This window comes from Pseudomonas lijiangensis, from assembly GCF_018968705.1.
In the GTDB taxonomy this organism is placed as follows: domain Bacteria; phylum Pseudomonadota; class Gammaproteobacteria; order Pseudomonadales; family Pseudomonadaceae; genus Aquipseudomonas; species Aquipseudomonas lijiangensis.
In genome coordinates this window covers 1345498-1371945 of sequence record NZ_CP076668.1, presented here as the reverse complement: position 1 = coordinate 1371945, position 26448 = coordinate 1345498, and the positions used below count along the sequence as shown (strand labels likewise).

The following is a 26448-nucleotide window of genomic DNA, read 5'->3' as shown; positions in this document are numbered from 1 at the left end:
TAACTTCGTTTTGCTTTAAGATATGCGCCTTTTCGCGCCCACAGCCTTGTTCCCGGAGTTCTGTTCATGACAGCCCCAGCCGACCTTTCGCCCACGCTTCAACTTGCCTGCGACCTGATTCGCCGTCCTTCGGTCACGCCGGTCGATGCCGATTGCCAGACCGTGATGATGCAGCGCCTGGGCGATGCCGGTTTCAAACTGGAGCCAATGCGCATCGAAGATGTCGACAACTTCTGGGCAACCCACGGCAGCAGCGAAGGTCCGGTACTGTGCTTCGCCGGTCACACCGATGTGGTGCCGACCGGCCCGGTCAAGGCCTGGCAGACCGACCCGTTCGATGCCCTGATCGATGAGCACGGCATGCTCTGCGGTCGTGGCGCAGCGGACATGAAAGGCAGTCTGGCGGCGATGGTGGTGGCGTGCGAGCGTTTCGTCAGCGATTACCCTGACCACAAGGGTTCGGTGGCTTTCCTGATCACCAGCGACGAAGAAGGTCCGGCACACCATGGCACCAAGGCCGTGGTTGAACGTCTGGCGGCGCGCAAGGAGCGTCTGGACTGGTGCATCGTCGGCGAACCGTCGAGCACCACACTGGTAGGCGATGTGGTGAAAAACGGACGTCGCGGCTCCCTGGGCGCCAAACTCACCGTGCGTGGCATTCAGGGCCATGTGGCCTATCCGCATCTGGCGAAGAACCCGATTCATCTGGCTGCTCCGGCGCTGGCCGAACTGGCCGCCGAGCACTGGGACGATGGCAATGCCTTTTTCCCGCCGACCAGCTTCCAGATATCCAACCTCAATTCGGGCACTGGCGCGACCAACGTGATCCCCGGTGATCTGGTGGCGGTGTTCAACTTCCGCTTCTCGACCGAATCCACCGTCGAAGGCCTGCAACAGCGTGTCGCCGCGATCCTCGACAAGCACGATCTGGACTGGCACGTGGACTGGGCGCTATCGGGCCTGCCGTTCCTGACCGAACCCGGCGCCCTGCTGGATGCGGTTTCAGACAGCATCAGGAAAGTCACCGGCCGTGAAACCAAGGCGTCCACCAGTGGCGGCACGTCGGATGGCCGTTTCATTGCAACCCTGGGCACTCAAGTGGTTGAACTGGGGCCGGTCAACGCGACCATCCACCAGGTCAACGAGCGCATCCTGGCCAGCGATCTCGATGTCCTGACCGAGATCTACTACCAGACCATGGTCAAGTTGCTCGCCTGATGCTGACCTGCCCAATCTGTTCGGCGCCTCTGGGCGCCGCCGACAATGGCGTGGTCTGCCCAGCCAATCACCGCTTCGACCGTGCACGTCAGGGCTATCTGAACCTGTTGCCGGTGCAGCACAAGAACAGCCGTGACCCTGGCGACAATCAGGCCATGGTCGAGGCCCGACGCGACTTCCTGAATGCCGGGCATTACGCGCCGGTGGCTCAGCGTCTGGCGGAACTGGCTGCCGAACGTGCCCCGGCTCGCTGGCTGGATATCGGCTGTGGCGAGGGTTACTACACGGCGCAGATCGCCGAAGCCCTGCCTGATGCCGATGGTTATGCGCTGGATATTTCCCGCGAAGCGGTCAAGCGCGCCTGCCGCCGTAACCCGAAGCTGACCTGGATGGTCGCCAGCATGGCCCGCGTGCCACTGCCGGACGCCAGTTGCCAATTCCTGGCCAGCGTTTTCAGCCCTCTGGACTGGAAAGAAGCCAAGCGTTTGCTGACTCCAGGCGGCGGACTGATGCGCGTCGGCCCCACCAACGACCACCTGATGGAACTGCGCCAGCGGCTCTACGATGAAGTTCGCGATTATGCCGACGACAAGCACCTGGCTCTTGTGCCGGAAGGCATGCAGTTACAACACAGCGAAACCCTGCGCTACACCCTGAAGCTGATCGACGGGCAGTCCCGCGCCGACCTGCTGGCCATGACGCCCCATGGATGGCGTGCCAGCGCCGAGCGCCGCAAGGCTGTCATCGAGCATCCCGGACCGTTCAAGGTCACCGTTTCCATGCGCTACGATTATTTCGTGCTGCTGTAGCATTCAAGTGAGGCCCCCATGCGCCAACCCGATATCGAGATTTACCTCAAAGACGAAGACGTCGATCACAAGGCCATTGCCCAATGGCTCGGCACCGCGCTCGGCCCTTGCAGCGACTGGACCCAGAAAGGCCAGACCTGGAAGTGCAAGGCCGGCAATGTTCCCGTGACCTGGCTGCCAAAGGCCGTGGGCAAATGGAACAGCCTGTATCTGGAAAGCGACAAGACACCATGGGAAGACGACATCGCCTGCGCCCGCGCCGCTTTCGCCGCCCTTGATGTCGAAGTGCGCTGCGCGCCGGGGACCTGGGTGGAAGAAGAAAGCGATGATGCTGCCGATCGCTGGATTCGCATCAGCGCCGATGGCGAAGAAGAGATTACCTGGCGGACCTCGTAAGCCTTTTTCGCGCCTGCGTTCGCTCCTGCGTGGGAGCGGATCGGCCACTTTGCCCATCCTGGACAGATACGGCACACTGATGCACATCGGGCGCTCGCCCCTACATCCCACTCAGCAGAAGCCGTATGACCCGTTCCCCGTTCCGTCGTCTTGTATTCGGCACTCTGCGCCGGTTGCTGTATCTCTGGGTTCGCTCGGAAACCATCAACCAGTCGTCTTTCACGCTCAATCTGGATCGCAGTCGTCCGGTGTTCTATGTGCTGCAGTCGCCTTCCCTGAGCGATCTGGCGGTCATTGATGCCGAGTGCCGCAAGGCCGGCCTGCCGCGCCCGATCCTGCCGGTGTCGGTAGGTAGCCTGATGGAGCCTGCCGCGTTCTTTTACCTGACTCCCGAGCCTGACTGGCTGGGCCGTCATGACAAGCGCGGTGCGCCACCGACGCTTGAGCGGCTGCTTGAGACGGTCAGCCAGAACCCGACTGAAGATGCGCAGGTCATTCCGGTCAGCGTGTTCTGGGGACAATCGCCGGACCGCGAATCCAGCGCCTGGAAACTGCTGTTCGCCGACAGTTGGGCGGTAACCGGGCGCCTGCGCCGCCTTGTCACCATTCTGATTCTGGGCCGCAAGACCCGCGTGCAGTTCTCCAACCCCATCCATCTGCGCGATCTGGTCAACGAGAACAAAAGCCCGGAACTGACACTGCGCATGAGCCAGCGCCTGTTGCGGGTGCGCTTTCGCAACCTGAAAACAGCCGTCATCGGCCCCGACGTTTCCCACCGCCGCAATCTGGTCAAAGGCCTGCTGGACGAACCCATGGTCCAGCAAGCGATTGTCGAAGAAGCCGAGCGCGAGAAAATCACTCACGAGAAGGCTCGTGAACAGGCCCTGCGTTACGGTAACGAGATCGCGTCGGACTACACCTATTCGGCCATCCGCTTTCTGGAAGTGGTGCTGAGCTGGTTCTGGAACAAGATCTACGACGGGATCAAGGTCAACCATATCGAAGGCGTGCAGGATGTCGCGCCGGGCCATGAAGTGATTTATGTGCCCTGCCACCGCAGCCATATCGATTACCTGCTGCTGTCCTATCTGCTGTTCCGCAACGGCCTGACGCCACCGCACATTGCAGCGGGCATCAACCTGAACATGCCGGTGATCGGTGGCCTGTTGCGTCGGGGCGGCGCGTTTTTCATGCGCCGGACCTTCAAGGGCAATCCGCTGTACACCGCCGTGTTCAACGAATACCTGCACACCCTGTTCACCAAGGGCTTTCCGGTCGAATACTTCGTCGAAGGTGGCCGCTCGCGTACCGGGCGCATGCTGCAACCCAAGACCGGCATGCTCGCCATTACCCTGCGCAGCTTCCTGCGTAACTCGCGCATGCCCATCGTGTTCGTGCCGGTGTATATCGGCTATGAGCGGGTACTCGAAGGCCGTACTTACCTGGGCGAACTGCGCGGGGCCAGCAAGAAGAAAGAATCGATCTTCGACATCTTCAAGGTCATCGGTGCCCTCAAGCAGCGCTTCGGCCAGGTGTCGGTGAACTTTGGCGAGCCGATCAAGCTGGCGCAGTTCCTTGATAACGAGCAGCCAGACTGGCGCGAACAGGAACTGGGGCCGCAATTCCGTCCGACGTGGCTCAATGAGACCACCAACCGCCTGGGCGAACGTGTAGCCCGGCATCTGAACGAAGCCGCAGCCGTCAACCCGATGAATCTGGTTGCCATCGCGCTGCTCTCCACACCACGGCTGGCGCTGGACGATCAGGCCATGGAGCGGGTGCTGGACCTCTATCTGGCGCTGCTGCGCAAAGTGCCGTACTCACCCCACACGACACTGCCCGAAGGCGATGGCCGGGCACTGATCGAGCATGTCAAAGGCATGGATCTTCTGGCCGAGCAAAAGGATGCATTGGGCAGAATTCTGTATCTGAACGAGCAGAATGCAGTCCTGATGACCTACTACCGCAACAACGTGCTGCATATCTTCGCCCTGCCTTCGCTGCTGGCAAGCTTCTTCCAGAGTTCGTCTCGCATGAACCGCGAGCAGATCCTGCGCTACACCCGTGCGCTGTATCCGTACCTGCAATCGGAGCTGTTCATTCGCTGGCCTCTGGAAGAGCTGGACGAAGTCGTCGACCAATGGCTGGCCGCGCTTGTCGAGCAAGGCCTGCTGCGCTTCAAGAACGATGCCTACGTCCGCCCGGAACCAAGCTCCAGGGAGTATGTGCAACTGACGCTGCTGTCCAAGGCCATCGCCCAGACCTTGCAGCGTTTCTACATGGCCATCTCGTTGCTGCTCAACAGTGGCCAGAACACCCTGAGCGCAGAGGAGCTGGAAGACCTGTGTACGGTCATGGCCCAGCGGCTGTCGATCCTGCATGGCCTCAATGCTCCGGAGTTCTTCGACAAGAGCCTGTTCCGGCATTTCATCCAGACCTTGCTAGACCTCGGTGTGCTGCGCAAGGACGGCGCTGGCAAGCTGAGCCATCACCCGTTGCTCGGGGAACTGGCGGAAGGCGCGGCCAAGCGTGTACTGCCGGGCGATATCCGCCTTTCGATCCGGCAGGTAACGCTGCATAACGAGATCGAAGAAACGCCTGCCGCAGATTGAGCCACGCTTTTCAGGTTCCCTGATAACCTCAATGCAGGGTCGCGCTGACGCTCATGTCAGCGCGACTTTCAAGACTCCACACAATAAGGATGCTGCCATGCTTCGCCCATCGTTTACCTTTGCCGGCCTGTGCGCAGGCCTGCTGTTGTCGGCCAACGTATTTGCCCTGTCTCTGGGTGACCTGTCGCAATCGGACGCTACTGGCGGGCTCAAGGATGCACTGACCCAGGGCGCTCAAGTCGCGGTCAAGCAACTGGGCGTGCCCGGCGGTTTCAGCAACAACCAGGAAGTGCGTATCGAATTGCCGGGGAATCTGGGCAAGGTCGCGAAAAAAATGAAGCAGTTCGGCATGGGCGCCCAGGTCGATCAACTGGAAGCCAGCATGAACCAGGCCGCCGAGGCTGCCGTGCCCCAGGCTCAGGCCTTGCTGGTGGATGCGGTCAAGAAAATGAGCGTGGCCGATGCCAAGTCGATCCTCAGCGGCGGCAAGGACTCCGCCACCCAATACCTGAACAGCAGCAGCCGTGAGCAGATTCGCGCCAAATTCCTGCCCATCGTCAAGCAGGCCACCGACAAGGTAGGCCTGGCCCAGAAATACAACGCCTTTGCCGGGCAAGCCGCCACCCTGGGCGTTCTGGACACGAAAAGCGCCAATATCGAAGGCTATGTCACCGAGCAGGCGCTCAATGGCCTGTTCGAAATGATTGCCAAACAGGAAGAAAGCATCCGCGCCAACCCGGCTGCCGCAGCGACCGGATTGGCGAAGAAGGTGTTCGGGGCTTTGTAAGACTACCTTTCGCGAATAAGCGGAGCGCCGCCCGATTTGCTGTGTCGATCAGGTAAGGTACAAACAAAACTTGTGGGAGGCAGCTTGCTGGCGAAAAGGCCTTGAAACCGACAGATATTCTGCGTCTGTTGAAGTCGCCAGCAAGCTGCCTCCCACAAAGTGATTTATGACCTTAACTGATCGGCCCGCTTCACTCTGAACCACGCCGCATAAAGCGCTGGCAGGAACAGCAAGGTCAGCGCCGTGGCGACAATCAGTCCGCCCATGATCGCCACTGCCATCGGGCCGAAGAACAGGCTGCGCGACAGCGGGATCATGGCCAGGACAGCGGCCAGTGCCGTCAGCACGATCGGACGGAAACGGCGCACCGTGGCTTCGATGATGGCATGCCACTGATCCTGCCCGCTGGCGATGTCCTGCTCGATCTGGTCCACCAGAATCACCGAATTGCGCATGATCATCCCGGACAGGGCGATGGTCCCCAGCATGGCGACGAAGCCGAACGGCTGGTTGAAGATCAGCAGGAACAGCGTCACACCGATCAGCCCCAGAGGCGCCGTCACGAACACCATGAACATGCGTGAAAAACTGCGCAGCTGGATCATCAGCAAGGTCAGCACGACCAGGATGAACAGCGGCACACCGGCGTTCACCGAGTTCTGCCCGCGAGCCGAATCCTCCACCGTACCGCCCACTTCCAGCAGATAGCCGTCAGGCAGTTCGGCACGGATCGGGTCGAGTGTCGGCAGGATCTGCCGGACCAGGGTCGCAGGTTGCTCCTTGCCATAGATATCGGCACGCACCGTCACGCTGGGCAGGCGATTGCGATGCCAGATGACACCCTCTTCAAAACCATACTCCAGGGTCGCAACCTGCGACAGTGCAACGCTGGCGCCGCTTTGCGTGGGCACCGCCAGACTCGACAGGGAACCCAGTTGCTCGCGCTCGTTGCGGGTACCGCGCAGCAGGATTTCGATCAGTTCATCGTCCTCACGGAACTGGCTGACGCTGGAACCGGTAAGGGAATTTCGCAGGAAGGCCGAAAGATCCGCCGTGGTGACGCCCAGCGCCCTCGCCCGGTCCTGATCGATATTCAAATGCACGACCTTGCTGGGCTCTTCCCAGTCCAGATGGACATTGGAGACGTGCGGGTTTTCCCTCACCTTCTCCCGGACCTGACGGGCCAGATCCCGAACCACTTCAATATGCTCACCCGTCACCCGGAATTGCACCGGATACCCCACGGGCGGGCCGTTTTCCAGGCGTGTCACCCGTGAGCGCAAGGTAGGAAATTGCTCGTTGAGGCTGGTGATCAGCCAACTGCGCAGGGCTTCGCGGTCTTCGATGGTCTTGGTCAGCACCACGATCTGGGCAAAGCTTGGTGCGGGCAGTTGCTGATCCAGCGGCAGATAGAAACGCGGCGAACCGGTGCCCACATAAGCCACGTAGTTATCGATCCCCGGATGATCCTTGAGCATCTGCTCAAGCCGGGTGACCTGCTCGGTAGTGTTTTGCAGGGACGCGCCTTCTGCCAGTTTCAGATCGACCATCAGCTCCAGTCGCCCCGATGCCGGGAAGAACTGCTGCGGAACAAAACGGAACATCACCACCGACAACACAAAAAGCGCGACGGTGGCGACAATCACGGTCTTGCGCCGCTCCACGCACCAGCCCACCAGCGCACGCACACGCTTGTACATGGGGGTCGCGTAAGGATCGGGAGCGTCAGAGCCATGTTTGGCCGCATGAATCTTCGCCAGATCCGGCAACAGGCGGTCGCCCAGATAAGGCACAAACATCACCGCCACAATCCAGGAAGCGATCAGGGCAATGGTCACGACCTGAAAGATCGAGCGGGTGTATTCGCCGGTACTCGACAGCGCAGTGGCAATCGGCAGGAACCCGGCTGCGGTAATCAAGGTACCGGTCAGCATCGGGAAGGCCGTGCTGGTCCAGGCGAAGCTGGCCGCCTTGAGCCGGTCGTAGCCCTGCTCCATCTTGATGGCCATCATTTCCACGGCAATGATCGCGTCATCCACCAGCAAGCCCAACGCCAGCACCAACGCGCCGAGGGAAATCTTGTGCAGGCCGATCCCCAGGTAATACATGGTGGCGAAGGTCATGGCCAACACCAGGGGAATCGCCAGGGCAACCACCATCCCGGTGCGCACGCCCAACGAGAAGAAACTCACCAGCAAGACGATGATCAGCGCCTCGGCCAGTACCTGAACGAACTCGCCCACACCGGTTTTCACCGCCGCTGGCTGATCGGAAACCTTGCGCAATTGCATGCCGGCCGGCAGGTTGTTCTGCAGGCGGGCAAACTCGCCCTCAAGAGCACGGCCCAGCACCAGAATGTCGCCACCGTCCTTCATGGCCACCGCCAGACCGATGGCATCCTCATCCATGAAGCGCATGCGCGGTGCCGGTGGATCGTTGAAGCCGCGATGCACTTCGGCCAGATCGCTGATGCGCAATGTGCGATCACCGACCCGGATCGGGAAGTTGCGAATCTCGTCCACCGATTGAAAGCGCCCGCTGACCCGCAACTGGATACGCTCGGCCGGGGTTTCAAAGAAACTGGCAGACGACACCGCGTTCTGCGCCTCAAGGGCCTGCTGCACGGCCTCCATGGGCAGGCCGAGGGTGGCCAGCTTGACGTTCGACAGTTCGATCCAGATCTTCTCGTCCTGCAGGCCGATCAGTTCGACCTTGCCGACGTCCTTGACCCGCTGCAAACGTATCTGGATGCGCTCGGCATAGTCCTTGAGCACGGCATAGTCGAACCCTTCGCCGCTCAGTGCATAGATATTGCCGAACGTGGTGCCGAACTCATCGTTGAAAAACGGACCCTGCACGCCTTGTGGCAAGGTCTGGCGGATATCGCCGATCTTCTTGCGCAACTGATACCAGAGCTCGGGCACCGCCGCCGAAAAGATCGAGTCGCGGGCAATGAACGTCACGGTCGATTCACCGGGACGCGAGAACGAGGAAATCCGCTCGTACTCGCCGGTCTCCATCAGTTTCTTTTCGATCTTGTCGGTCACCTGCCGCGCCACTTCCTCGGCACTGGCGCCCGGCCACAGGGTACGAATGACCATGGCCTTGAAAGTGAAAGGAGGATCTTCGCTTTGCCCAAGCTTGGTGTAGGAAAGCGCGCCCACAACCGCCAGCACAATCATCAGGTACAGGACGACCTGGCGATGACGCAGCGCCCATTCGGAAAGATTGAAATGCATCTGCGTCTACTCCCCGGCCGCCATTTTTACCGCACGATTGCTGCGGTCCACGGGGCGGATCCGTTCGCCTTCGCGCAATACATGCACGCCAGCGGCGACGATCCAGTCGGTTTCTTTCAGGCCTTCGAGTACCGGCACCGATTCCTGCCCGTATGCCCCAAGCTGCACGGGAGCACGCTTGAGAATGCCGTCAGGGCTGACCCGCCAGACGTAGCTGGCGCCATTTTCCGAGCTGACCGCCGAGAGTGGCACGGACAGCGGAACCGCATGCTCTGCCGCGATAAACACCCGGGCGCTCTGCCCCAGTTCGACCGGAACCTGCCCGGTGGCAAAGGCAATGCGCGCAGCGAAGGTACGAGAACGCGGGTCGGCAGCCGGTGACAGCTCACGGATACGACCGGCAAAACGCTGATCGCGCACGGTCCACAGTTCGACGGACACCGGCTGGCCCACCTTGAAGCGGGCAAAGTTCTGCTCCGGCAGGCTGATCAACACTTCACGCTCGCCATCTGCCGCCAGGGTAAAAACCGTCTGGCCGGCCGCAACCACTTGCCCGACTTCCACCGAACGCCCGGCGATGACGCCATCCTGGGAGGCGCGCAAAACGGTGTAGCGCGTCTGGTTGTCGGCGACGGTCAACTCGGCCTTGATCTGCTTGAGCCGGGCTTCGCCGGAGCGATAGAGGTTTTCCGCGTTGTCATATTGCGAGCGGCTGACCATCTGGCGATCCAGCAGGGTCTTGTAGCGATCACGCTCGGAACGCACCAGGTTCAGGTTGGCTTCTGCGGCCGCGACCTGGGCGCGCGTCGCTTCCAGTTGCAGGCGCACGTCCTCGGCATCCAGTTCAGCCAGCGGCTGATCGGCCTTCACCCGTTGCCCGACTTCCACCAGACGCTTGCTGACCTTGCCACCGATGCGGAACGCCAGCTCAGGCTCGAAACGAGCCCGCACTTCGCCGGGATAACTGTCCACTGACTGAGCGGAAAGCAGTGGCTGGACCACCATGGCCGGACGCACCACGACAGGCGCAGCCACTTCCTGACTGCAGGCTGTGAGCAATGACAGCAGACAAACCGGCACGACGAGAGACAAAGCATCGCGGAACATGATGTGGACCTTTGCACGAATAGGGCTTGGAATAATTGTACTGGCGAGTATATTAAAATTTTTCAAACTCTCCAGTTCATTATTTCAACATATGCCAAACACTTCGTTGACCTCCGGTCCGGGCCGCCCAAAGGATCCGGAAAAGCGCAAAGCCATTCTCGAAGCCGCGAAAGACCTTTTCGTGCGTCACGGCTATGGCAATACCAGCATGGACAGCATCGCCGCCGAAGCAGGCGTCTCCAAACTCACGGTCTACAGCCATTTCACCGACAAGGAGACGCTGTTCTCTGCCGCGGTAGTCGCCCGTTGCGAAGAGCAGATGCCTGCCCTGTTCGTGCACCTGAGCAGTGATTTGCCGGTGGAAACCGTGCTGTTGAATGTCGCTCGCGCCTTCCACACGCTGATCAACAGCCCCGAATCCCTGGAGCTGAATCGACTGATGGTCAACCTGGGCACCCAGGACCCGAAACTGTCGATGATCTTTTTCGAGGCGGGCCCGCAACGCATTCTCAACGAGATGGAACGTCTGCTGATCCAGATCGACAAGGCAGGTGAGTTGCGTATCGAATCCCCGAAAACCGCCGCCGAGCACTTCCTGACCATGGTCAAAGGACTCTTCCACTTCCGTCTTCTGGTGGGCTGTGGAGAGATGCCCGACACAGAAGAGGCCGAGCAGCATGTCCAGGAAGTGGTGAGGCTGTTCATGCGGGCTTACAGGGTTTAACTCTTGAGCGCCTTCTTCGGGTAGATGTCATAACGGCTGGATTTGCCATCCAGCGCATACCCCGGTTTCGGGCCTGCGATGCAAGGTGCCTTGCGCGGGCGCTTGACTACTACGCGGTGGGTCGCCAGAGCCAGGGCGGCTTCCAGCAGGGCCGGTGCGTCCATGTCATCGCCCACCAGGGGACGGAACAGGCGCATTTCCTTTTTCACCAGCGCGGTCTTTTCGCGATGGGGAAACATGGGGTCGAGGTAGATCACCTGCGGCGGCTCGCCTTCCCAGGCGCGGATCAGCTCGATGGAGTTGCCGGTCAGCAGACGCATCTGCGCAATGATGCCCCCCACATCGGCATCATGACGCCCGCGCAGCAAACCATCTTCCAGCAAGGCGGCAATGATCGGCTGACGCTCGATCAGGCTCATTTCACAGCCCAGGCTGGCCAGCACGAACGCATCCTTGCCCAGGCCTGCCGTGGCATCCAGCACCCTTGGCCGCACGCCCGGCTGAATACCGACGGCCTTGGCGATCATCTGCCCGCTGCCACCGCCGAACAGACGACGATGGGCCACAGCGCCCTCGACAAAGTCCACGCGCACAGGGCCTGGAACATCATCGCCCAGTTGCTGCAATTGCAGGCCATCGTCGGTCACTTGCAGGGCAAAATCGGCCTGTTCGTCCTGTAAAGGCAGACCCAGACGCTGAGCCCATTGCGATGCCTGATCCTGTCCGCTCACCGTCAGGGCTTCGACCCGTATACGACTGCCCGCTTGCTGCTCACTCATTCGCTGCACACACTCAAAAAATGTTAATGATCGGCAAAATCGGCCGATAACCAAGTATCCGGCATTCTGCCAGACCCAAGGCCAGTACTGATCGCTATGTCAGAGATTGTTCAATCATCCATCGGCTACTTGTCGCACGCAGGCGACTACAGCCTCAGCAACAGCCGCACCCTGACCGGTGTGACGCAGCTGTGGTCGGACACATTTGCCCGGGTGATGGCTGAACATGTCGGTGATGGTACACAGCCTTCCGAGCCGCCGATCAAGATCGAAGTCGATACTGAAACCGGCGAACCGCTCACCGGCGCACGGACACTGAGCAAAATCATCGAACAACGCGCCTGCCCGGTCACCGACACCCAGGTCAAACCGCCAGAGCCGCTGTTCCTGCCGATTGCCGAATTTGAACTCGACCTGCTGCCACCGGCTGCCGAGCCATTCAGCATCAGCGAAATCATCGAACAGCAACGCCACCTGGAATTCGACAGCAACTGGGTCCGCCCGACCGTGGTCAACCCTTACAACTACAACGGCAATCCTGGCCCAGGTCCACAACCGCGTCCTCTGCACCTGCCGATTGCCGAGCTCGAGTGGGAGCTGGCCGACAAGCCTGCCCTGCCGCTTGACGAAGAAACCATCCAGGCTCAACAGCGCCAGTTCGACTATGAAAATGGCTGGGCTCGTCCGCTGATCCTGCAAAACCTGCGCATGGCTGCCTAACGACACACCTGCCACAACCCCATATCCAGATGAAAATGATCACGATGCGCCGCGTTGTATTCCGGCCCCAGCACCGTGCTGAAATTCTTGCAGGCGCCGTCGCGCACCAGCCTCAGAAAACGCCCCTTGTCGCCTTCGTCGCTCCAGTCCTTGAGCAGATTGATTCTCTGCCCGTCCGCCAGGCGAAAACCGGCGATGTCCAGAGCATTGGCGGTGGCGTGCTGACTGAGGCGGCTATTGGCGCGGTTATAGATGTTGCGACAGGCGAAACTGCCCAGGTGATCGATCCGTGCGACGCGCTGGCCAAAAACCGCCTGGGCGGCAGGCTGCAAGGTGTGGATGTCGAACAGGGCATAGGCAACGGCCAGCGGGCAACTGGCCAGGAAACTGCTGCTCAGGGCGATATCGCCGCCCTGTATGCGCAAGGTGTTCTGCAAGGGACATCGGGCAGACGGGTCGCTGTCGGCCTGACGACTGTAACGCAGGCTCGATGATTCCAGCGCCAGATCGCACAGCGCCGGATCATCCTGCAACCGCGCCAGCTTGAAGGGCGTCAGCAGGTTGGGCTCAAGTTGAACATCCAGAGGCGCCCATGGATTCCACTGCGGCGGAACATCGACCCAGCCTCGCCAGACCGCCATCACGGCTGCCGCACACAGCAACAGGACCAGCAGAAAAATCCGCATCCTCAGCTTTTGAACAGGGCATTGAGCCGATCGAACGGCAATGCCTGCTCGGCGTAGCTGAAGGTGTGTGCCCGGTGCAGTTGTCGAGAATCCATGAGCGTTTCCAGGTCATCGTGAGGTGGGTGCCTATTGAACCCACAGCTATCGACCTCAGAGCAAGCCCAGTTGCTCCACTTGCGGACCACGATCCAGTTCGGGCAATGGCGGCAGCCCAGGCAGGCGCTCCATCAGGAATCGATGAAAACGCTGAGCCAGGTCAGGCGCCTTCAGGTTGTCCGGGGTGTGCAGAAACACATAGGGAGTGCGCCCTTCCTCAATCCAGACGGCGACCTTTTCGACCCATTGAGTCAGGAACGGGTCATTGTCCTCCAGCACCGGGCGACCGATGAAGCGAACCTGCGGCGAATGGGTCAAGGCCGCCGGGCGCGTGGGCACCTTGGGTTTCTTGGACTGGGCATGCAGCACCGCCGGATCCGAGGAAACACAACTGAACAGCGCCCGGGAATCCAGGCAGATTCGCTCTACGCCACGGTCCAGCAGCATTCGGTTGAGCATGCGTTCTTCGTCGCCCTTCTCGAAAAAGGCCATGTGCCGCACTTCAACCGCCAGAGGCACCTTGAGCTCATCGAGAAAACCCGCCAGCTCCGCCAGACGCTGGGGCGAGAAACTGGCCGGCAGTTGCAGCCAGAATGGCGAAACACGTTCGCCAAGAGGCGCAAGCAGCTTCACAAAGGCTTCAGCGGCATCCAGTTGCAGGCGCAGGTCACCGTCATGGCTGATGTCCCGGGGAAATTTGGCGGTGAAACGAAAATCCTGTGGCAGGACTTCAGCCCAGCGCTGGACAGTGGCGAGTGCGGGACGCGCATAGAACGTGGTATTGCCTTCAACGACATTGAAGACTTGGGCGTAGAGGCGCAGGAAGTCGGCAGGACGGGCATCTTCGGGGTAGAACGACTCACGCCAGGCGCTTTCGCTCCATGACGGACATCCCAGGTAGTAAGGCAGGCTGGACACAGTCAGACGTGGAGATCGAGCCCCGACACTTCCAGATCCCAATCCACAAAACTGGCAGTGGTCAGATAGCTGGCCAAAGCGTTGGCGACACGAGTGCTCATGGAGCGAGGGAAGATGATGTCCTGCGGGCGGGCAGGCACGTTGGCAGTGGAGCCAATCTGAGCGTCACCCGAAGACTCGCGGCGCGAAGCCTGGGCAGGCCGCGCAGGCGATTCGACTTCTACATCGCCATCGATTTCTTCAAAGGTGCCTTCTACGGTCGAAGGAGCCTTCTTCGGCTTTCGCTTTATGGGGTATGAACGTGATGAGGGTCCGTCTATGCGCATCGATATCTACTCGGCGTCTTGTAGTGGCAATTTAACGTCACAGGCCGGAACTTGGCAAATACGTGAACGATAACTAGACCACACATATTGCAGATTGTTTGCACCGCCGGGCATAACCAACTGATTAGTCGACAAGTGGTAGATGGCTAATTGATATTTCGATAGCTTTTTTGCTTGCTTCGTGAACGCAGAAATTACCCCTGCATCTCAGCGAACCTGAGGTCCTTTGGGAGTTGCCACCTTGTCGCGCAGATAGACAGGCTGGGCATCGTCCGCCGGAATCGACTCGCCACGGTTCCAGGCAAAAGTAGCCAGGGTCAGCAGATCCAGGGCATGGGGCAGCATGCTGGCGTCCTGACCGACCAGCGAAACCGGCATGCGCTCGGCATAGCCCCAGCCGGTGCCGGAACCGAACCATTGGCCGCTGGCATCCACGGGCAGCGCAACCTGTTCGGGTGGCAGGACCGCTTCGTGACCCACCAGACGCATTTCGCCTTCGGTTTCGCGATAGCAACCCCAGTAGACTTCATCCATCCGGGCGTCGATAGCCGAGGCGACCTGCAAGGCACCGTACTCGCGGCAGGCACGTTGCGCCAGCACTGCCAGGTTCGAGACCGGCAACACCGGGCGCTCCAGCGCGAAAGCCAGCCCCTGGACCACACCGATAGCGATACGCACGCCCGTGAAGGCGCCCGGACCACGTCCGAAGGCAATGGCATCCAGCGCCGACATGGCAATGCCCGCCTCGGCCAGCAGATCCTTGATCATGGGCAGCAGGCGCTGGGCATGCAGACGCGGGATCACCTCATAGTGGCTCAGTACCTTGCCGTCATGCAGCAAAGCGACCGAGCAGGCTTCAGTGGCGGTGTCCAGGGCCAGCAAGGTGGTCATCGGTGTATCCGTCTTCGTTGGAAAAAGTGACGCAGTATAAATGACAAATGGCCCGCAAACGGGCCATTGTTGAACTCAGGCCTTTCAGGCTCAGGTCAGTGCAGCAAGCACCTTGGTGGTGATCGCATCCACGGAACCGACACCTTCGATATGGCTGCACTTTGGCTTGCCATTCTTCTTGCTCAGTTCGCTGTAGAACGCAACCAGCGGCTTGGTCTGTGCGTGATAGACCGACAGGCGATGGCGCACGGTTTCTTCGACATCGTCCTTGCGCTGAACCAGAGGCTCGCCAGTGACGTCGTCAACACCTTCAACCTTCGGCGGATTGTGCTGCACATGGTAGATACGGCCAGAGCCTTCATGGACGCGACGGCCCGACATGCGCTGGACAATCTCTTCGTCATCAACGGCGATTTCCAGCACATGGTCGATGTCCAGACCCGCCTTCAACAGGGCTTCAGCCTGAGGAATGGTGCGCGGGAAACCATCGAACAGTACGCCATTCTTGCAGTCAGGCTGCTCCAGGCGATCCTTGATCAGGCCGATGATCAGGTCATCGGAAACCAGACCGCCCGAATCCATGACACTTTTGGCCTTCAGGCCCAGTTCAGTGCCGGCCTTGACCGCTGCGCGCAGCATGTCGCCAGTCGAAACCTGCGGGATGCCGAATTTTTCAGTGATGAATTTTGCCTGAGTACCTTTACCGGCTCCAGGAGCTCCCAGCAGAATCACGCGCATCGTCATGCTCCTCAAATTTTTATAGTCAATCGTCGGATTCGCCTCTTGGGCCAATCTGAAAAATAAACGTCGGCCAAAGGCCAAAAGGCTGACCAAGATACACAGCAGACACAGGCCGCACAAGACGCCAAAAGTCGCAGCAACCCAAGGCATGACGGCAGTTGCGCCCACCTGCGCAAACCCGCGCCTGCTCAACCCGCTTTCACGCAATACACATCTGTCCCGACAATGGCCTTCAGGCAACCGGACTCAGGCCTGTCAGCCGGTATTGCGCAATCCGGCTGCAATGCCTGCAACAGACACCAGTAAAGCCAGTTCCAGAGGACTGTCCAGGCTGGACTCACGATGCCGGGAACGCGCCAGGAGTTCGGCCTGCAACAGATGCAGCGGGTCCAGATACGTGTTGCGCAGACTGATGAATTCCAGGGTTTCCGGGCTATGGGCCAGCAGTTGCTGTTGCCCGGTGAGGCCCAGGACAACCTTGCACGCCTGCGACAATAGGCCGCGCAGATGCGCACCTAAATGTTGCAGTTCAGCGCTCACCAGACGGTCATCGTAGAGCTGGGCGATGTCCGAGTCGGCCTTGGCCAGCACCATTTCCAGCATATCGATGCGGGTACGGAAGAATGGCCATTGTTCGCGCATCTGCGCCAGCACATCCCCTTCGCCACGCTCCAGAGCCTTGCTCAGGGCGGCTTCCCAACCGAGCCAGGCAGGCAGCATCAGACGCGTCTGGGTCCAGGCGAAGATCCACGGGATGGCCCGCAGGCTTTCGACACCGCCTGCACGACGTTTGGCCGGGCGGCTGCCCAGCGGCAGGCGGCCCAGTTCCTGCTCAGGCGTGGCCTGACTGAAATACTCGACGAACTCGGGGTTTTCCCGCACTACGGCCCGGTAGGCATTCACCCCGTCGGTGGCCATCTGATCCATCATTTTCCGCCAGGACGGCTCAGGCAAAGGAGGTGGCAGCAGGGTCGCTTCCAGGACGGCAGCCAGATAAAGGTTGAGGTTCTGCTCGGCAATGTCCGGCAGGCCGAATTTGAAACGAATCATTTCACCCTGTTCGGTGGTGCGGAAACGCCCCGCAACCGAACCCGGCGGTTGCGACAGAATCGCCGCATGGGCCGGACCACCACCGCGCCCGACGGTGCCGCCGCGGCCATGAAACAACAGCAGTTCGACTTGCTGCTCGCGGCAGATTTCCACCAGTTTCTCCTGCGCCCGATACTGCGCCCAGGCCGCTGCGGTGGTGCCTGCATCCTTGGCGGAGTCCGAATAGCCGATCATCACTTCCTGAGGACCGTGCAGCCGCGAACGATAGCCCGGCAACCCCAGAAGCCGCTCGATCACCGGTCCGGCGTTATCCAGGTCAGCCAGGGTCTCGAACAGCGGCACCACGCGCATCGGCCTTTGCAGGCCAGCCTCTTTGAGCAGCAACTGCACCGCGAGCACATCCGAGGCGGCGCCCGCCATGGAGATCACGTAGGAGCCCAGCGAAGCCGCCGGCGCAGCCGCCACGACCCGACACGTTGCCAGCACTTCGGCGGTGTCGGCAGCCGGTTTGAAATGAGCGGGAAGCAAGGGGCGACGGTTATTCAGCTCACGCAGCAGGAAGTCGATGCGCGTCGGCTCATCCCAGTCCTCGTAACGGCCCAGGCCCAGATAATCGGTGATTTCGGTCATGGCCGCGCAGTGACGGCTGGAATCCTGGCGCACGTCCAGACGCACCAGAAACAGCCCGAAGGTCACTGCCCGACGCAGGCAATCGAGCAACGGACCGTCGGCGATCACGCCCATTCCACATTCATGCAGCGACTGGAAACACAACATCAATGGCTCAAGCAGCTCACGGTTGTCGTGCAGGACGGCATCCGGTGCAGGCTGTGACGTTGTCAGGGAAGCGTTGGCCCAGCTCCGGGTGGCCCTGAGGCGCTCACGCAAGCGCTTGAGTTCGGCGCGGTAGGGTTCGGCGCTGTCACCGACGCTGGCGCGCAAGGCATCGCTGGCCTGCTGCATCGAAAGGTCGGCAGCCAGTTGATCCACATCCCGCAGGAACAGATCAGCCGCCATCCAGCGGGCCAGCAGCAGGACTTCACGGGTAACGCTGGCCGTGACATTGGGGTTGCCATCCCGGTCGCCGCCCATCCACGAAGCAAAGCGGATCGGCGCCGCTTCCAGTGGCAAATGCAGGCCGGTAGCCGCTTGCAGCGCCTGATCGGCCTTGCGCAGATAGCTTGGAATCGCGTGCCAGAGCGAGTGCTCGATGACCGCAAAGCCCCATTTGGCTTCATCGACAGGCGTAGGACGGATACGGCGGATTTCTTCGGTGTGCCAGGCTTCGGCGATCAGGCGTTGCAGCCTGGAAGTGATCTGCTCGCGCTCGATGCTGTTGAGATCCCGATGGTCCAGCGCCGCCAGTTGCGCCGCAATGGCATCGTATTTCTGGATCAGCGTGCGGCGCGCCACCTCGGTGGGGTGCGCCGTGAGTACCAGTTCGATTTCAAGCTTGCCCAACTGACGGGCCAGCGCGTCGGGAGAGTGGCCTTCAGCCTTGAGGCGATCAAGCAGTTCAGGCAGGACCCGCGCCTCGAAAGGCTGAGGCTGGGAGTCATCGCGACGGCGCATCAATTGATACTGCTCGGCGATATTGGCCAGGTTCAGGAACTGGTTGAACGCTCGCGCCACGGGTAACAGTTCGTCATCGTCCAGGCTGTCGACACTGGAGCTCAACTGCTCGGCACCCGCCGCAGAGCCTCGCCTGCCGGCCTTCGCCCCTTTACGAATACGCTCGATCTTGTCGAGAAAGGCGGCCCCGCGCTGATCGCGAATCGTGTTTCCCAAAAGCTCGCCCAGCAAGTGAACGTCTTCGCGCAAACGCGCATCGATATCGGCCATCGTTCTCTCTCCCCTGTTCTTGTATGACTGGCTTGTATGGGTGACGTGTACGGGTAGCTTTCAATGAACTGTGCCCAACAGTGCACCAAAAACCTGTGCCGCGACAAATTCTTGCATCCAGGCAACAGTCGGTCTGTCTTCTGGCGAGCACTCTCCAATCGCCTCGCAAGCCCGGCCGAGCCTGATATTTCCTCCAGGCTGACTATATTTTCCTGACATCACCGAATGCCATTACGCAAAGCATCCGGTGAAAAATCCTGACCATGTTGAAGAAATTTCACTGAACTATTCAAAAAACCCACAGGTCGGAGCCTTTGACCATTACAGAAAGCCACAAGGCAGCGGGAACATACCCTGAAGCCTTCCGGCCAGGAAAACTGACTGTCATGGATAACCACGTTCGGAGTCTGACAATGGAGTTGATCACCATGAACACCCTTACTGCCAAATCCAAGTTCAAAAGCCTGCGCGGGTTGAAACTGGCTGCGCTGGCCCTGGGTAGCACCTTCATTCTGGCTGGTTGCGCGGGAAATCCACCAACCGAGCAGTACGCAGTGACTCAGTCAGCCGTCAACAGTGCCGTCAGCGCTGGCGGGACCGAGTACGCCGCGGTAGAAACCAAGGCTGCTCAGGACAAGCTCAAGCAAGCCGATCTGGCGATGCAGGAACATAAATACGACGAAGCCCGCCGTCTGGCCGAGCAAGCCGAATGGGATGCTCGTGTAGCAGAGCGTAAATCGCAGGCCGCCAAGGCCGAGAAAGCCGTGCAGGATGCTCGTCAGGGCGTCGAAGAACTACGTGAAGAAGGCCTGCGTCAGGTGCAATAAGCACTGACCGCACCCCCGCGTTTTCATGCATTGGTAATTGATTAAAGGACGATCCTATTATGCGCAAACAATTGATGATCCCTGCCCTGCTGGCCATGAGCGTAGCCCTGGCGGCCTGTGCCACTAAACCGAACCCGAATCTGGAACAGGCGCGGACCAACTTTTCGGCCCTGCAGAGCAACCCGCAGGCCACCAAGGTCGCCGCCCTTGAAACCAAGGACGCCAGCGACTGGCTGGACAAGGCTGACAAAGCCTTCCGCGACAAGGAAGACGAGAAAAAAGTCGACCAGTTGGCTTACCTGACCAACCAGCGCGTTGAACTGGCCAAAGAGACCATCAACCTGCGCACTTCCGAAGCCGCCCTGCAGAACGCCTCGGCAGAACGCGCCAAGGCTCGCCTGGATGCCCGCGATGCACAGATCGCCCAGCTCAAGAACAGCCTGAACGCCAAGCAGACCGAACGCGGCACCCTGGTGACCTTCGGTGACGTGCTGTTCGACCTGAACCGTGCCGACCTGAAGCCGGGCGCACAGGGCAACATCGCCAAACTTGCGCAGTTCCTGCAGGAAAACCCTGATCGCAAAGTGATCGTCGAAGGCTATACCGACAGCACCGGTTCCGCGTCCTACAACCAGTCGCTGTCCGAAAGCCGTGCCAACTCGGTACGTGCTGCTCTGGTCCGCGTGGGTGTAGACCCGGCCCGTATCGTGGCAACCGGTTATGGCAAGGAATACCCGGTCGCTGATAACACCAGCAACTCGGGCCGCGCCATGAACCGCCGTGTGGAAGTGACCATTTCCAACGACAACCAGCCAGTGGCACCGCGCTCTTCGCTGCGTTAATCACTGACGTCGGTTGACCCAAAGCCCCGCCTGCTTCAAGCAGGCGGGGCTTTTTCATGGTTTCAATTGCTGTGGTGTCTCTTGCCCCATGCAGCGCACGGCCTGTTTCTTGTTGTTGACCAAGACGCCTGTCAGGCCTTTCTGGGACGTATCGAACAGCACCAGTACGCCATCGATGCATTGCGCCACTTCGGCAGCAGGCGTGGCCGCGATCTTGTAGTCCTCGCCAGGCACGGTCTTGAGCATGGTGAAGTCACTGAGCAACAGGGCATCTTCAGGTTTGGCGAAATGCAGGTAGCCGTAGAACCACAGACACCCGACCGTACCGATGATGGTGCCGATGCCGGTCAGGATCAGTGGAATGAGGTTACGCTCTTCGCTCATTTGGGGCTCTCTGCGGGTTCGGTTTGAGTATCGGATGGATAGTTGGGGACTTCGCCCAGACGGCGCAGGCCGTTGAAGTGCTGTGGGTCCTCGAGATAGCGCAGCATCACCTGACGCCAGAGCGGGTCGGAGAAGGTCTGTACGTGCCCGCCACGGGTCAGTTGCAGCACTCGAGGCAGAGGCGCGGCCTTGTAGAGGCTGATGCCATTGGAAAGCGGCACCAGGGTGTCGTCCATGCTCTGGAAGAGCATCATTGGCGTGCCCTTGAGTTGCGGCAGGCCGTTGATGGCGCTATCCGCGTCGGGGATCAGCCAGGACAGCGGCGTTTTCAGCGGCCAGGTGAGCCAGGAAGTGCCAAGGGTGTAACGGGCGACATCGCGATAGCTGGCGGGCACGCCATCAAGAATCAGCGCCTTGAGTTTGCTACGCTGCTCGGGATGCTGCGACAGATAATGCACACCCAGCGCACCACCAATGCTCTGCCCCAGGACCACCAGAGGTTTGCCTTGTACCTGGGGTTCGGCATCCAGCCAGTCGAATGCAGCCTGAATGTCCTGATAGATGGCCGGCATGCTCGGTGAGCCTTGGGACAGCCCATAACCGCGATAATCCAGCATCAAGACCTGATAGCCCTGCTCGGGCAACCACCAGCTTCCGCCCAGATGCCACGACAGGTTGCCGCCATTGCCATGCAGGTGCAGCACCGTGCCTTTGACCGGCACGCCTTCCTTGGCGGGTAGCCACCAGGCATGCAGACGAGTGCCATCGGCGGCAGTCAGGGTAATGTCACGGTATTGAAGACGGGCCTTTTCAGGCGTGAATGGCAGACCGGGTTCCGGGTAGAACAGCATCGAACTGCAGCCTGTGAGGCTGAAGATCAACACGAGGATGCTGATCAGCTTCAAGTTGAAGGTCCTTTTGGTTGGGGTGATGGCTTTCGCGAATGAGCGGAGCGCCGCCCGATTGCTCCCACTCCACACCCTCACACCGTGGGATTTTATGTTGTGGGAGCGAATTCATTCGCGAACAAAGAGGGCCAGCTACAAAATATTCGAGTAATCGGCCTCGATACGATCCAGGCTCAGGTGGTTGAGGAAGTTGGAGAAGCACATCCAGGCCGACAGGGCGTTCATGTCGCGGAACTGGTCGGGCAGGTATTTGGGTGCGACCACCAGCCCTTCATCCACCAGTTGACGCAAGGTGCGCATATCTTCCAGGGTGGTCTTGCCACAGAACAGCAACGGGACCTGTTCGAGCTTGCCCTTGCGCACGGCCAACTGAATATAGTTGTAAACCATGATGAAACCCTTGAGGTAGGACAAGTCTTTGGTGAATGGCAGCCCGTTGGGCGTCGATCCACGGAAGACACGGCTGGCATTGCCATAGCTTTCCGGCATGCCAAAGCCCTGCTCGCGATAGAACTCGAACACCTGCAGGAAATCGGCGCCCTCCTCGGCCATATGAATGGCGCGGGTGCGGTTGGTCAGTTTGCGCAGGCGGCTTGGGTAGGACGCGAACGCGATGACTTCCATGAGGATCGCCAACCCTTCCTGAGTCACGGTAGATGAAGGCGGCCCCTTGGACAGGAAGGTGCAGATCGGCTGGTTCTGACCATTGAGCGTAGTCCCGACATGCACCAGCCCTTCATGGACCTCAAGCGCGCGGACATCCCGCTCGTTGAACATCGCATCGGTGCGGATCTTGATGTAGTCGGCGCCAGCCGCCGCATCGGCGACGATACCGTCGGACTCGAACACCCGGATGGTTTCCTCGGCTTCGCCAAATACCCTGTTCAGGCGGCTCTGCAGCAGGGAAACGGCATCCTTGGCGGTGAGTATCTTGGGTTCGTCCTTCAGGTCGCCGCGACCGGCAATATTGTTCAGGTAGTCCGAAAGCATCAGCCCCAGATCGGCCAGGGTCGGGTCGCCGGCATGAAATGCATCGGAGGCCGCGCCGTACAGTTCCTGGGAGATCAGCCCGAAGTCCGGCGTGCCACGGGCTTCGAGCATGCGGATCACCATGCGGTATTCCTTGCACATGCGCCGCATGATCTGCCCGACCGGGTTGAACTGGCCCAACTGGCGGGTGATATCGCGCTCGATGTTCTGGAATTCGAGCTTCAAGGCCCCGGAGTCGAACCCCAGAGGGCGATTCTCATAGTAGGCACGGTCCACGGCAGGCAATGCCTTGCCTTTGGCGGCGAGAAAATCCTTGCGTACTTTTTCATCCCACTTCACCGCATCCAGAACACGAATCGGCGTCTGGGCCACGACTATTCGATCCGATAACGCACGAATGGTTTGCTGGTACTCGTCCACCCGGTACTCCTTGGCTGGCGGGCTGCTGCCCTACTACTTGGGTACACGCTGGTAGCGTGCGACCTCCAGGAAAACATCGGAATTGGCCGGATCGTCCAGATAAGCGAACACCTGGTCCAGAGGACTGGTGATCAGAATGCCCTGCCCGATCCCGCTCTCCACTGGCTGGCCAGTGAGGTTCTGCTGATCCACCCATTGTCTGAATCGATCCAGATCCAGGTTGTAGACAACCAGTTCATGGGCATCGGTCACCTCGAATCCGGCCATTACATAGTGAGCGCCATATTTTTCAGGCAATTGCGCCGACAGATACCAGCGGCTGCCATGTTCGGTCACCGTGAAGCGATACTCATCGCGATGCTTGCGATCACCTTTACGATAGCTGACTGCCTTGTAAAGGTTGCCGCTGATGCGGGAAAGCTCGAGTTCAAGGGGCTCGCCCCAGGCATTCTTGCTGGTCCAGGGCCCAAGCAAATGGGCCGGAGCGGCGCTGCCTGCAGGAATGGTGTCCTCGAAAGTCACCAGACAACCGCTCAAGAGCAGGAACGACAGCGCAATCAATGCGCGCCAGGCTTTCATGGTGCTCTCCTGAAAAAAGGGTATCTCATGGGCAGACCGATGAGTCGATCCCAAGGACCAGACGCGTCTGGCGAGTGAGAATACCGAGTATTTCTTCGTCCGCCTGATAGTGCGGGCCATGAAGCAGACCCTGATATTCCATCCGGCGGATAATCCCCGTCAACACCTGTGCATCCTGAACGGGCTGCGACGAGCCGATAACCTGCAGAAACTGATAGGTGCCTTGCAGCAGGATCTCCTGATGGGCAACCACCAGCGGCGCCAGCCGAGGATTGATCAATGCCTCATGGTGAAAGGCGTGCTCGGCAATCAGATACTCGCGGCGAGTCTGCAACTGGTGGCGGATGTATTCCATGGTCATGCGCGCAATATCATCGGCCAGACGCAAGCGGTCAGCCGGGTTGGCGGTGCCGCGGGTCAGCATTTCCCGCAACACGACTTCGGTGTTCTGCCACAGCTTGGCCTGATAGGCTGCGCTGCGCTCGACATACTGAGCGAAGGCATCGGTCAGCAGGTCATCGATGTCCTTGAAGTAGTAAGTGGTGGCCGACAGCGGCACATCCGCTTCAGTGGCAACGGCCCGGTGCCGCACCGCCCGCACACCATCGCGGACCACGATGCGCATGGTTGCATCGAGAATCTTCTGCCGGCGCTGCTCACTCCCCTCCCGACTGGCCTTGCGGCCCTGATACCTGACACTCCTGGCCACGGCGCTGGCAACGTCGGCGGCGCCTTCTTGAGCGATTGTCACGACGGGGGATTCCTTTCTGGTCTGTGCATTCGCGAATGAATTCGCTTACGGGGTAATGCCGATCAGTCAAGGCACAAACAAAACTTGTGGGAGGCAGCTTGCTGGCGAAAAAGGCCTGAAACCCGGCAGATATTCTGCGTCTGTACGCCAAAGTCGCCAGCAAGCTGCCTCCCACAAAGTGATTCATTGACCTTGACTGATCGGCATTCCCCCAACAGCACTCATTCGCGAAAAATCGAGAGATATAAAAAAGCCGCCCTGTTCAGGCGGCTTGTCTTGTAGCTGATTACGCTTGTGGCCGCATGTGCGGGAACAGGATCACGTCGCGGATCGACGGGGAGTTGGTGAGCAGCATCACCAGACGGTCGATGCCGATACCTTCACCGGCCGTTGGCGGCATGCCGTATTCCAGCGCACGTACGAAGTCGGCGTCGTAATGCATGGCTTCGTCGTCACCGGCATCCTTGTCGGCCACCTGGGCCTGGAAGCGCTCGGCCTGGTCTTCAGCGTCGTTCAGCTCGGAGTAGGCGTTGGCAATTTCACGGCCACCGATGAACAGCTCGAAACGGTCGGTGACGTTCGGGTTGTCATTGTTGCGGCGTGCCAGCGGCGAGACTTCGAACGGGTACTGGGTGATGAAGTGCGGCTGCTCCAGCTTGTGCTCGACCAGCTCTTCGAAAATCATCACCTGCAGTTTGCCCAGACCTTCGAAGCCCAGCACCTTGGCGCCAGCTTTCTTGGCGATGGCGCGGGCCTTGTCGATGTCGTTCAGGTCGTCAGCGGTCAGCTCCGGGTTGTACTTGAGGATCGAGTCGAACACCGACAGACGAACGAACGGCTCGCCGAAGTGGAACACCTTGTCGCCATAAGGCACGTCAGTGGTGCCCAGAACCAGTTGCGCCAGTTCGCGGAACAGTTCTTCGGTCAGGTCCATGTTGTCTTCATAGTCGGCGTAAGCCTGGTAGAACTCCAGCATGGTGAACTCAGGGTTGTGACGAGTCGAAACGCCTTCGTTACGGAAGTTACGGTTGATCTCGAACACTTTCTCGAAGCCGCCGACCACCAGGCGCTTGAGGTACAGCTCAGGCGCGATGCGCAGGAACATTTCCATGTCGAGGGCATTGTGGTGCGTCTCGAACGGCTTGGCAGCAGCGCCGCCGGGAATGGTCTGCAGCATCGGCGTTTCGACTTCAAGGAAGTCGCGCTTCATCAGGAAGCTGCGGATGTGGGCAATGACTTGCGAGCGGACACGGAAGGTATCGCGCACTTCTTCGTTGACGATCAGGTCGACGTAGCGCTGACGGTAGCGCTGCTCGGTGTCGGTCAGGCCGTGGTGCTTGTCCGGCAGCGGACGCAGGGACTTGGTCAGCAGGCGCACGCTGGTCATTTCGACGTACAGGTCGCCCTTGCCGGAACGGGCCAGAGTACCTTCGGTGGCGATGATATCGCCCAGGTCCCAGGTCTTGACCGCCGCCAGGGTTTCTTCCGGCAGGGTCTTGCGGTTGACGTAGACCTGGATGCGACCGGTCATGTCCTGGATCACCATGAACGAGCCACGGTTAAGCATGATGCGACCGGCAACCTTGACCGGAATCGCTGCATCGGCCAGCTCTTCCTTGGTCTTGTCAGCATACTTTTTCTGCAGATCGTTGCAGTAGCTGTCGCGGCGGAAGTCGTTGGGGAAGGCCTGTCCCTTGGCGCGCTCGGCAGCAAGCTTTTCCTTGCGCTGAGCGATCAGGGTGTTTTCTTCCTGTTGCAGGGCTTGCGGGTCGAGTTGTTGGTCGCTCATGTCTTTAGATTTTCCAT

At 60.0% G+C, this 26448-nt stretch carries 24 protein-coding genes; 9 read left to right on the top strand and 15 right to left on the bottom strand.

Features of this window, described 5'->3' with window-relative positions; genetic code table 11:
* Positions 1–66 precede the first annotated feature (66 nt).
* From dapE to KQP88_RS05975, 5 genes are all read left to right on the top strand, one after another.
* On the top strand, positions 67–1218 hold the full coding sequence (gene dapE, locus KQP88_RS05995; RefSeq protein WP_216705097.1) for a succinyl-diaminopimelate desuccinylase: 1152 nt from the start codon (positions 67–69) through the stop codon (positions 1216–1218).
* Entirely contained in the window at positions 1218–2027 is an 810-nt protein-coding gene (locus tag KQP88_RS05990) for a putative RNA methyltransferase (RefSeq protein ID WP_216705096.1), read from the top strand. The genes dapE and KQP88_RS05990 overlap by 1 nt, the downstream gene beginning before the upstream one ends.
* Before the next feature lie 18 nt (positions 2028–2045).
* On the top strand, positions 2046–2423 hold the full coding sequence (locus tag KQP88_RS05985) for a hypothetical protein (protein WP_025258931.1): 378 nt from the start codon (positions 2046–2048) through the stop codon (positions 2421–2423).
* 125 nt (positions 2424–2548) lie between these two features.
* Complete coding sequence (plsB, locus tag KQP88_RS05980; RefSeq protein WP_216705095.1) at positions 2549–5035, top strand: glycerol-3-phosphate 1-O-acyltransferase PlsB; 2487 nt, start codon at positions 2549–2551, stop codon at positions 5033–5035.
* A 97-nt stretch (positions 5036–5132) separates the two neighbouring features.
* Positions 5133–5822 carry a DUF4197 domain-containing protein gene (locus tag KQP88_RS05975; RefSeq protein WP_117164743.1) on the top strand — a complete coding sequence of 230 codons (690 nt, stop codon included), beginning with the start codon at positions 5133–5135 and terminating at the stop codon, positions 5820–5822.
* Positions 5823–5986: 164 nt separating this feature from the next.
* On the opposite strand, the gene KQP88_RS05970 is transcribed toward KQP88_RS05975, so the two are convergent.
* Both KQP88_RS05970 and KQP88_RS05965 read right to left on the bottom strand, forming a co-directional pair.
* Positions 5987–9061: an efflux RND transporter permease subunit gene (locus KQP88_RS05970; protein WP_216705094.1), complete on the bottom strand. Its 3075-nt coding sequence runs from the start codon at positions 9059–9061 to the stop codon at positions 5987–5989.
* A gap of 6 nt (positions 9062–9067) precedes the next feature.
* Positions 9068–10168 (bottom strand): efflux RND transporter periplasmic adaptor subunit, encoded by a 1101-nt coding sequence (locus KQP88_RS05965; protein ID WP_200993456.1) that lies wholly within the window; start codon positions 10166–10168, stop codon positions 9068–9070.
* 91 nt (positions 10169–10259) lie between these two features.
* On the opposite strand from KQP88_RS05965, the gene KQP88_RS05960 reads away from it, so the two are divergent.
* Entirely contained in the window at positions 10260–10892 is a 633-nt protein-coding gene (locus tag KQP88_RS05960; protein ID WP_216705093.1) for a TetR/AcrR family transcriptional regulator, read from the top strand.
* Here KQP88_RS05960 and KQP88_RS05955 read toward each other — a convergent pair.
* Positions 10889–11671: a class I SAM-dependent methyltransferase gene (locus tag KQP88_RS05955; RefSeq protein WP_216705092.1), complete on the bottom strand. Its 783-nt coding sequence runs from the start codon at positions 11669–11671 to the stop codon at positions 10889–10891. The genes KQP88_RS05960 and KQP88_RS05955 overlap by 4 nt on opposite strands.
* Positions 11672–11767: 96 nt before the next feature.
* On the opposite strand from KQP88_RS05955, the gene KQP88_RS05950 reads away from it, so the two are divergent.
* Entirely contained in the window at positions 11768–12391 is a 624-nt protein-coding gene (locus KQP88_RS05950) for an energy transducer TonB (RefSeq protein ID WP_200993453.1), read from the top strand.
* Here the strand turns inward: KQP88_RS05950 and KQP88_RS05945 are convergent.
* The 6 genes from KQP88_RS05945 to ppc form a co-directional block, all read right to left on the bottom strand.
* Positions 12388–13077, bottom strand: a complete 690-nt coding sequence (locus KQP88_RS05945) for an extensin-like domain-containing protein (protein ID WP_200993452.1) — start codon at positions 13075–13077, stop codon at positions 12388–12390. The genes KQP88_RS05950 and KQP88_RS05945 overlap by 4 nt on opposite strands.
* 150 nt (positions 13078–13227) lie before the next feature.
* Positions 13228–14091 carry a DUF72 domain-containing protein gene (locus tag KQP88_RS05940; protein WP_216705091.1) on the bottom strand — a complete coding sequence of 288 codons (864 nt, stop codon included), beginning with the start codon at positions 14089–14091 and terminating at the stop codon, positions 13228–13230.
* Between the two features lie 2 nt (positions 14092–14093).
* Positions 14094–14417: a hypothetical protein gene (locus KQP88_RS05935; RefSeq protein WP_200993450.1), complete on the bottom strand. Its 324-nt coding sequence runs from the start codon at positions 14415–14417 to the stop codon at positions 14094–14096.
* 207 nt (positions 14418–14624) lie between these two features.
* The gene (gene tsaB, locus KQP88_RS05930) at positions 14625–15308 is read right to left on the bottom strand and encodes a tRNA (adenosine(37)-N6)-threonylcarbamoyltransferase complex dimerization subunit type 1 TsaB (protein ID WP_216705090.1); all 684 of its coding nucleotides are present in this window, start codon (positions 15306–15308) and stop codon (positions 14625–14627) included.
* A gap of 90 nt (positions 15309–15398) precedes the next feature.
* Positions 15399–16046: an adenylate kinase gene (gene adk, locus KQP88_RS05925; RefSeq protein ID WP_200993448.1), complete on the bottom strand. Its 648-nt coding sequence runs from the start codon at positions 16044–16046 to the stop codon at positions 15399–15401.
* A 258-nt stretch (positions 16047–16304) separates the two neighbouring features.
* Positions 16305–18941: a phosphoenolpyruvate carboxylase gene (ppc, locus tag KQP88_RS05920; RefSeq protein ID WP_200993447.1), complete on the bottom strand. Its 2637-nt coding sequence runs from the start codon at positions 18939–18941 to the stop codon at positions 16305–16307.
* 413 nt (positions 18942–19354) lie between these two features.
* On the opposite strand from ppc, the gene KQP88_RS05915 reads away from it, so the two are divergent.
* Together KQP88_RS05915 and KQP88_RS05910 are read left to right on the top strand one after the other, a co-directional pair.
* On the top strand, positions 19355–19768 hold the full coding sequence (locus tag KQP88_RS05915) for a DUF4398 domain-containing protein (protein WP_095067045.1): 414 nt from the start codon (positions 19355–19357) through the stop codon (positions 19766–19768).
* Between the two features lie 59 nt (positions 19769–19827).
* Entirely contained in the window at positions 19828–20610 is a 783-nt protein-coding gene (locus tag KQP88_RS05910) for an OmpA family protein (RefSeq protein WP_200993446.1), read from the top strand.
* 54 nt (positions 20611–20664) lie between these two features.
* On the opposite strand, the gene KQP88_RS05905 is transcribed toward KQP88_RS05910, so the two are convergent.
* The 6 genes from KQP88_RS05905 to lysS form a co-directional block, all read right to left on the bottom strand.
* A complete protein-coding gene (locus KQP88_RS05905) occupies positions 20665–20994 on the bottom strand; it encodes a hypothetical protein (RefSeq protein WP_198724874.1) in 330 nt (109 codons plus the stop codon).
* Positions 20991–21899 (bottom strand): alpha/beta hydrolase, encoded by a 909-nt coding sequence (locus KQP88_RS05900; RefSeq protein WP_216705089.1) that lies wholly within the window; start codon positions 21897–21899, stop codon positions 20991–20993. Before KQP88_RS05900 ends, KQP88_RS05905 begins: the two co-directional genes overlap by 4 nt.
* Positions 21900–22034: 135 nt before the next feature.
* Complete coding sequence (locus KQP88_RS05895) at positions 22035–23312, bottom strand: flavohemoglobin expression-modulating QEGLA motif protein (protein ID WP_198724871.1); 1278 nt, start codon at positions 23310–23312, stop codon at positions 22035–22037.
* Positions 23313–23345: 33 nt separating this feature from the next.
* Positions 23346–23891, bottom strand: a complete 546-nt coding sequence (locus tag KQP88_RS05890) for a hypothetical protein (protein WP_216705088.1) — start codon at positions 23889–23891, stop codon at positions 23346–23348.
* Positions 23892–23916: 25 nt separating this feature from the next.
* Positions 23917–24642 (bottom strand): TetR/AcrR family transcriptional regulator, encoded by a 726-nt coding sequence (locus KQP88_RS05885; RefSeq protein ID WP_200993443.1) that lies wholly within the window; start codon positions 24640–24642, stop codon positions 23917–23919.
* A gap of 286 nt (positions 24643–24928) precedes the next feature.
* On the bottom strand, positions 24929–26431 hold the full coding sequence (gene lysS / locus KQP88_RS05880) for a lysine--tRNA ligase (protein WP_200993442.1): 1503 nt from the start codon (positions 26429–26431) through the stop codon (positions 24929–24931).
* Positions 26432–26448: the final 17 nt, after the last annotated feature.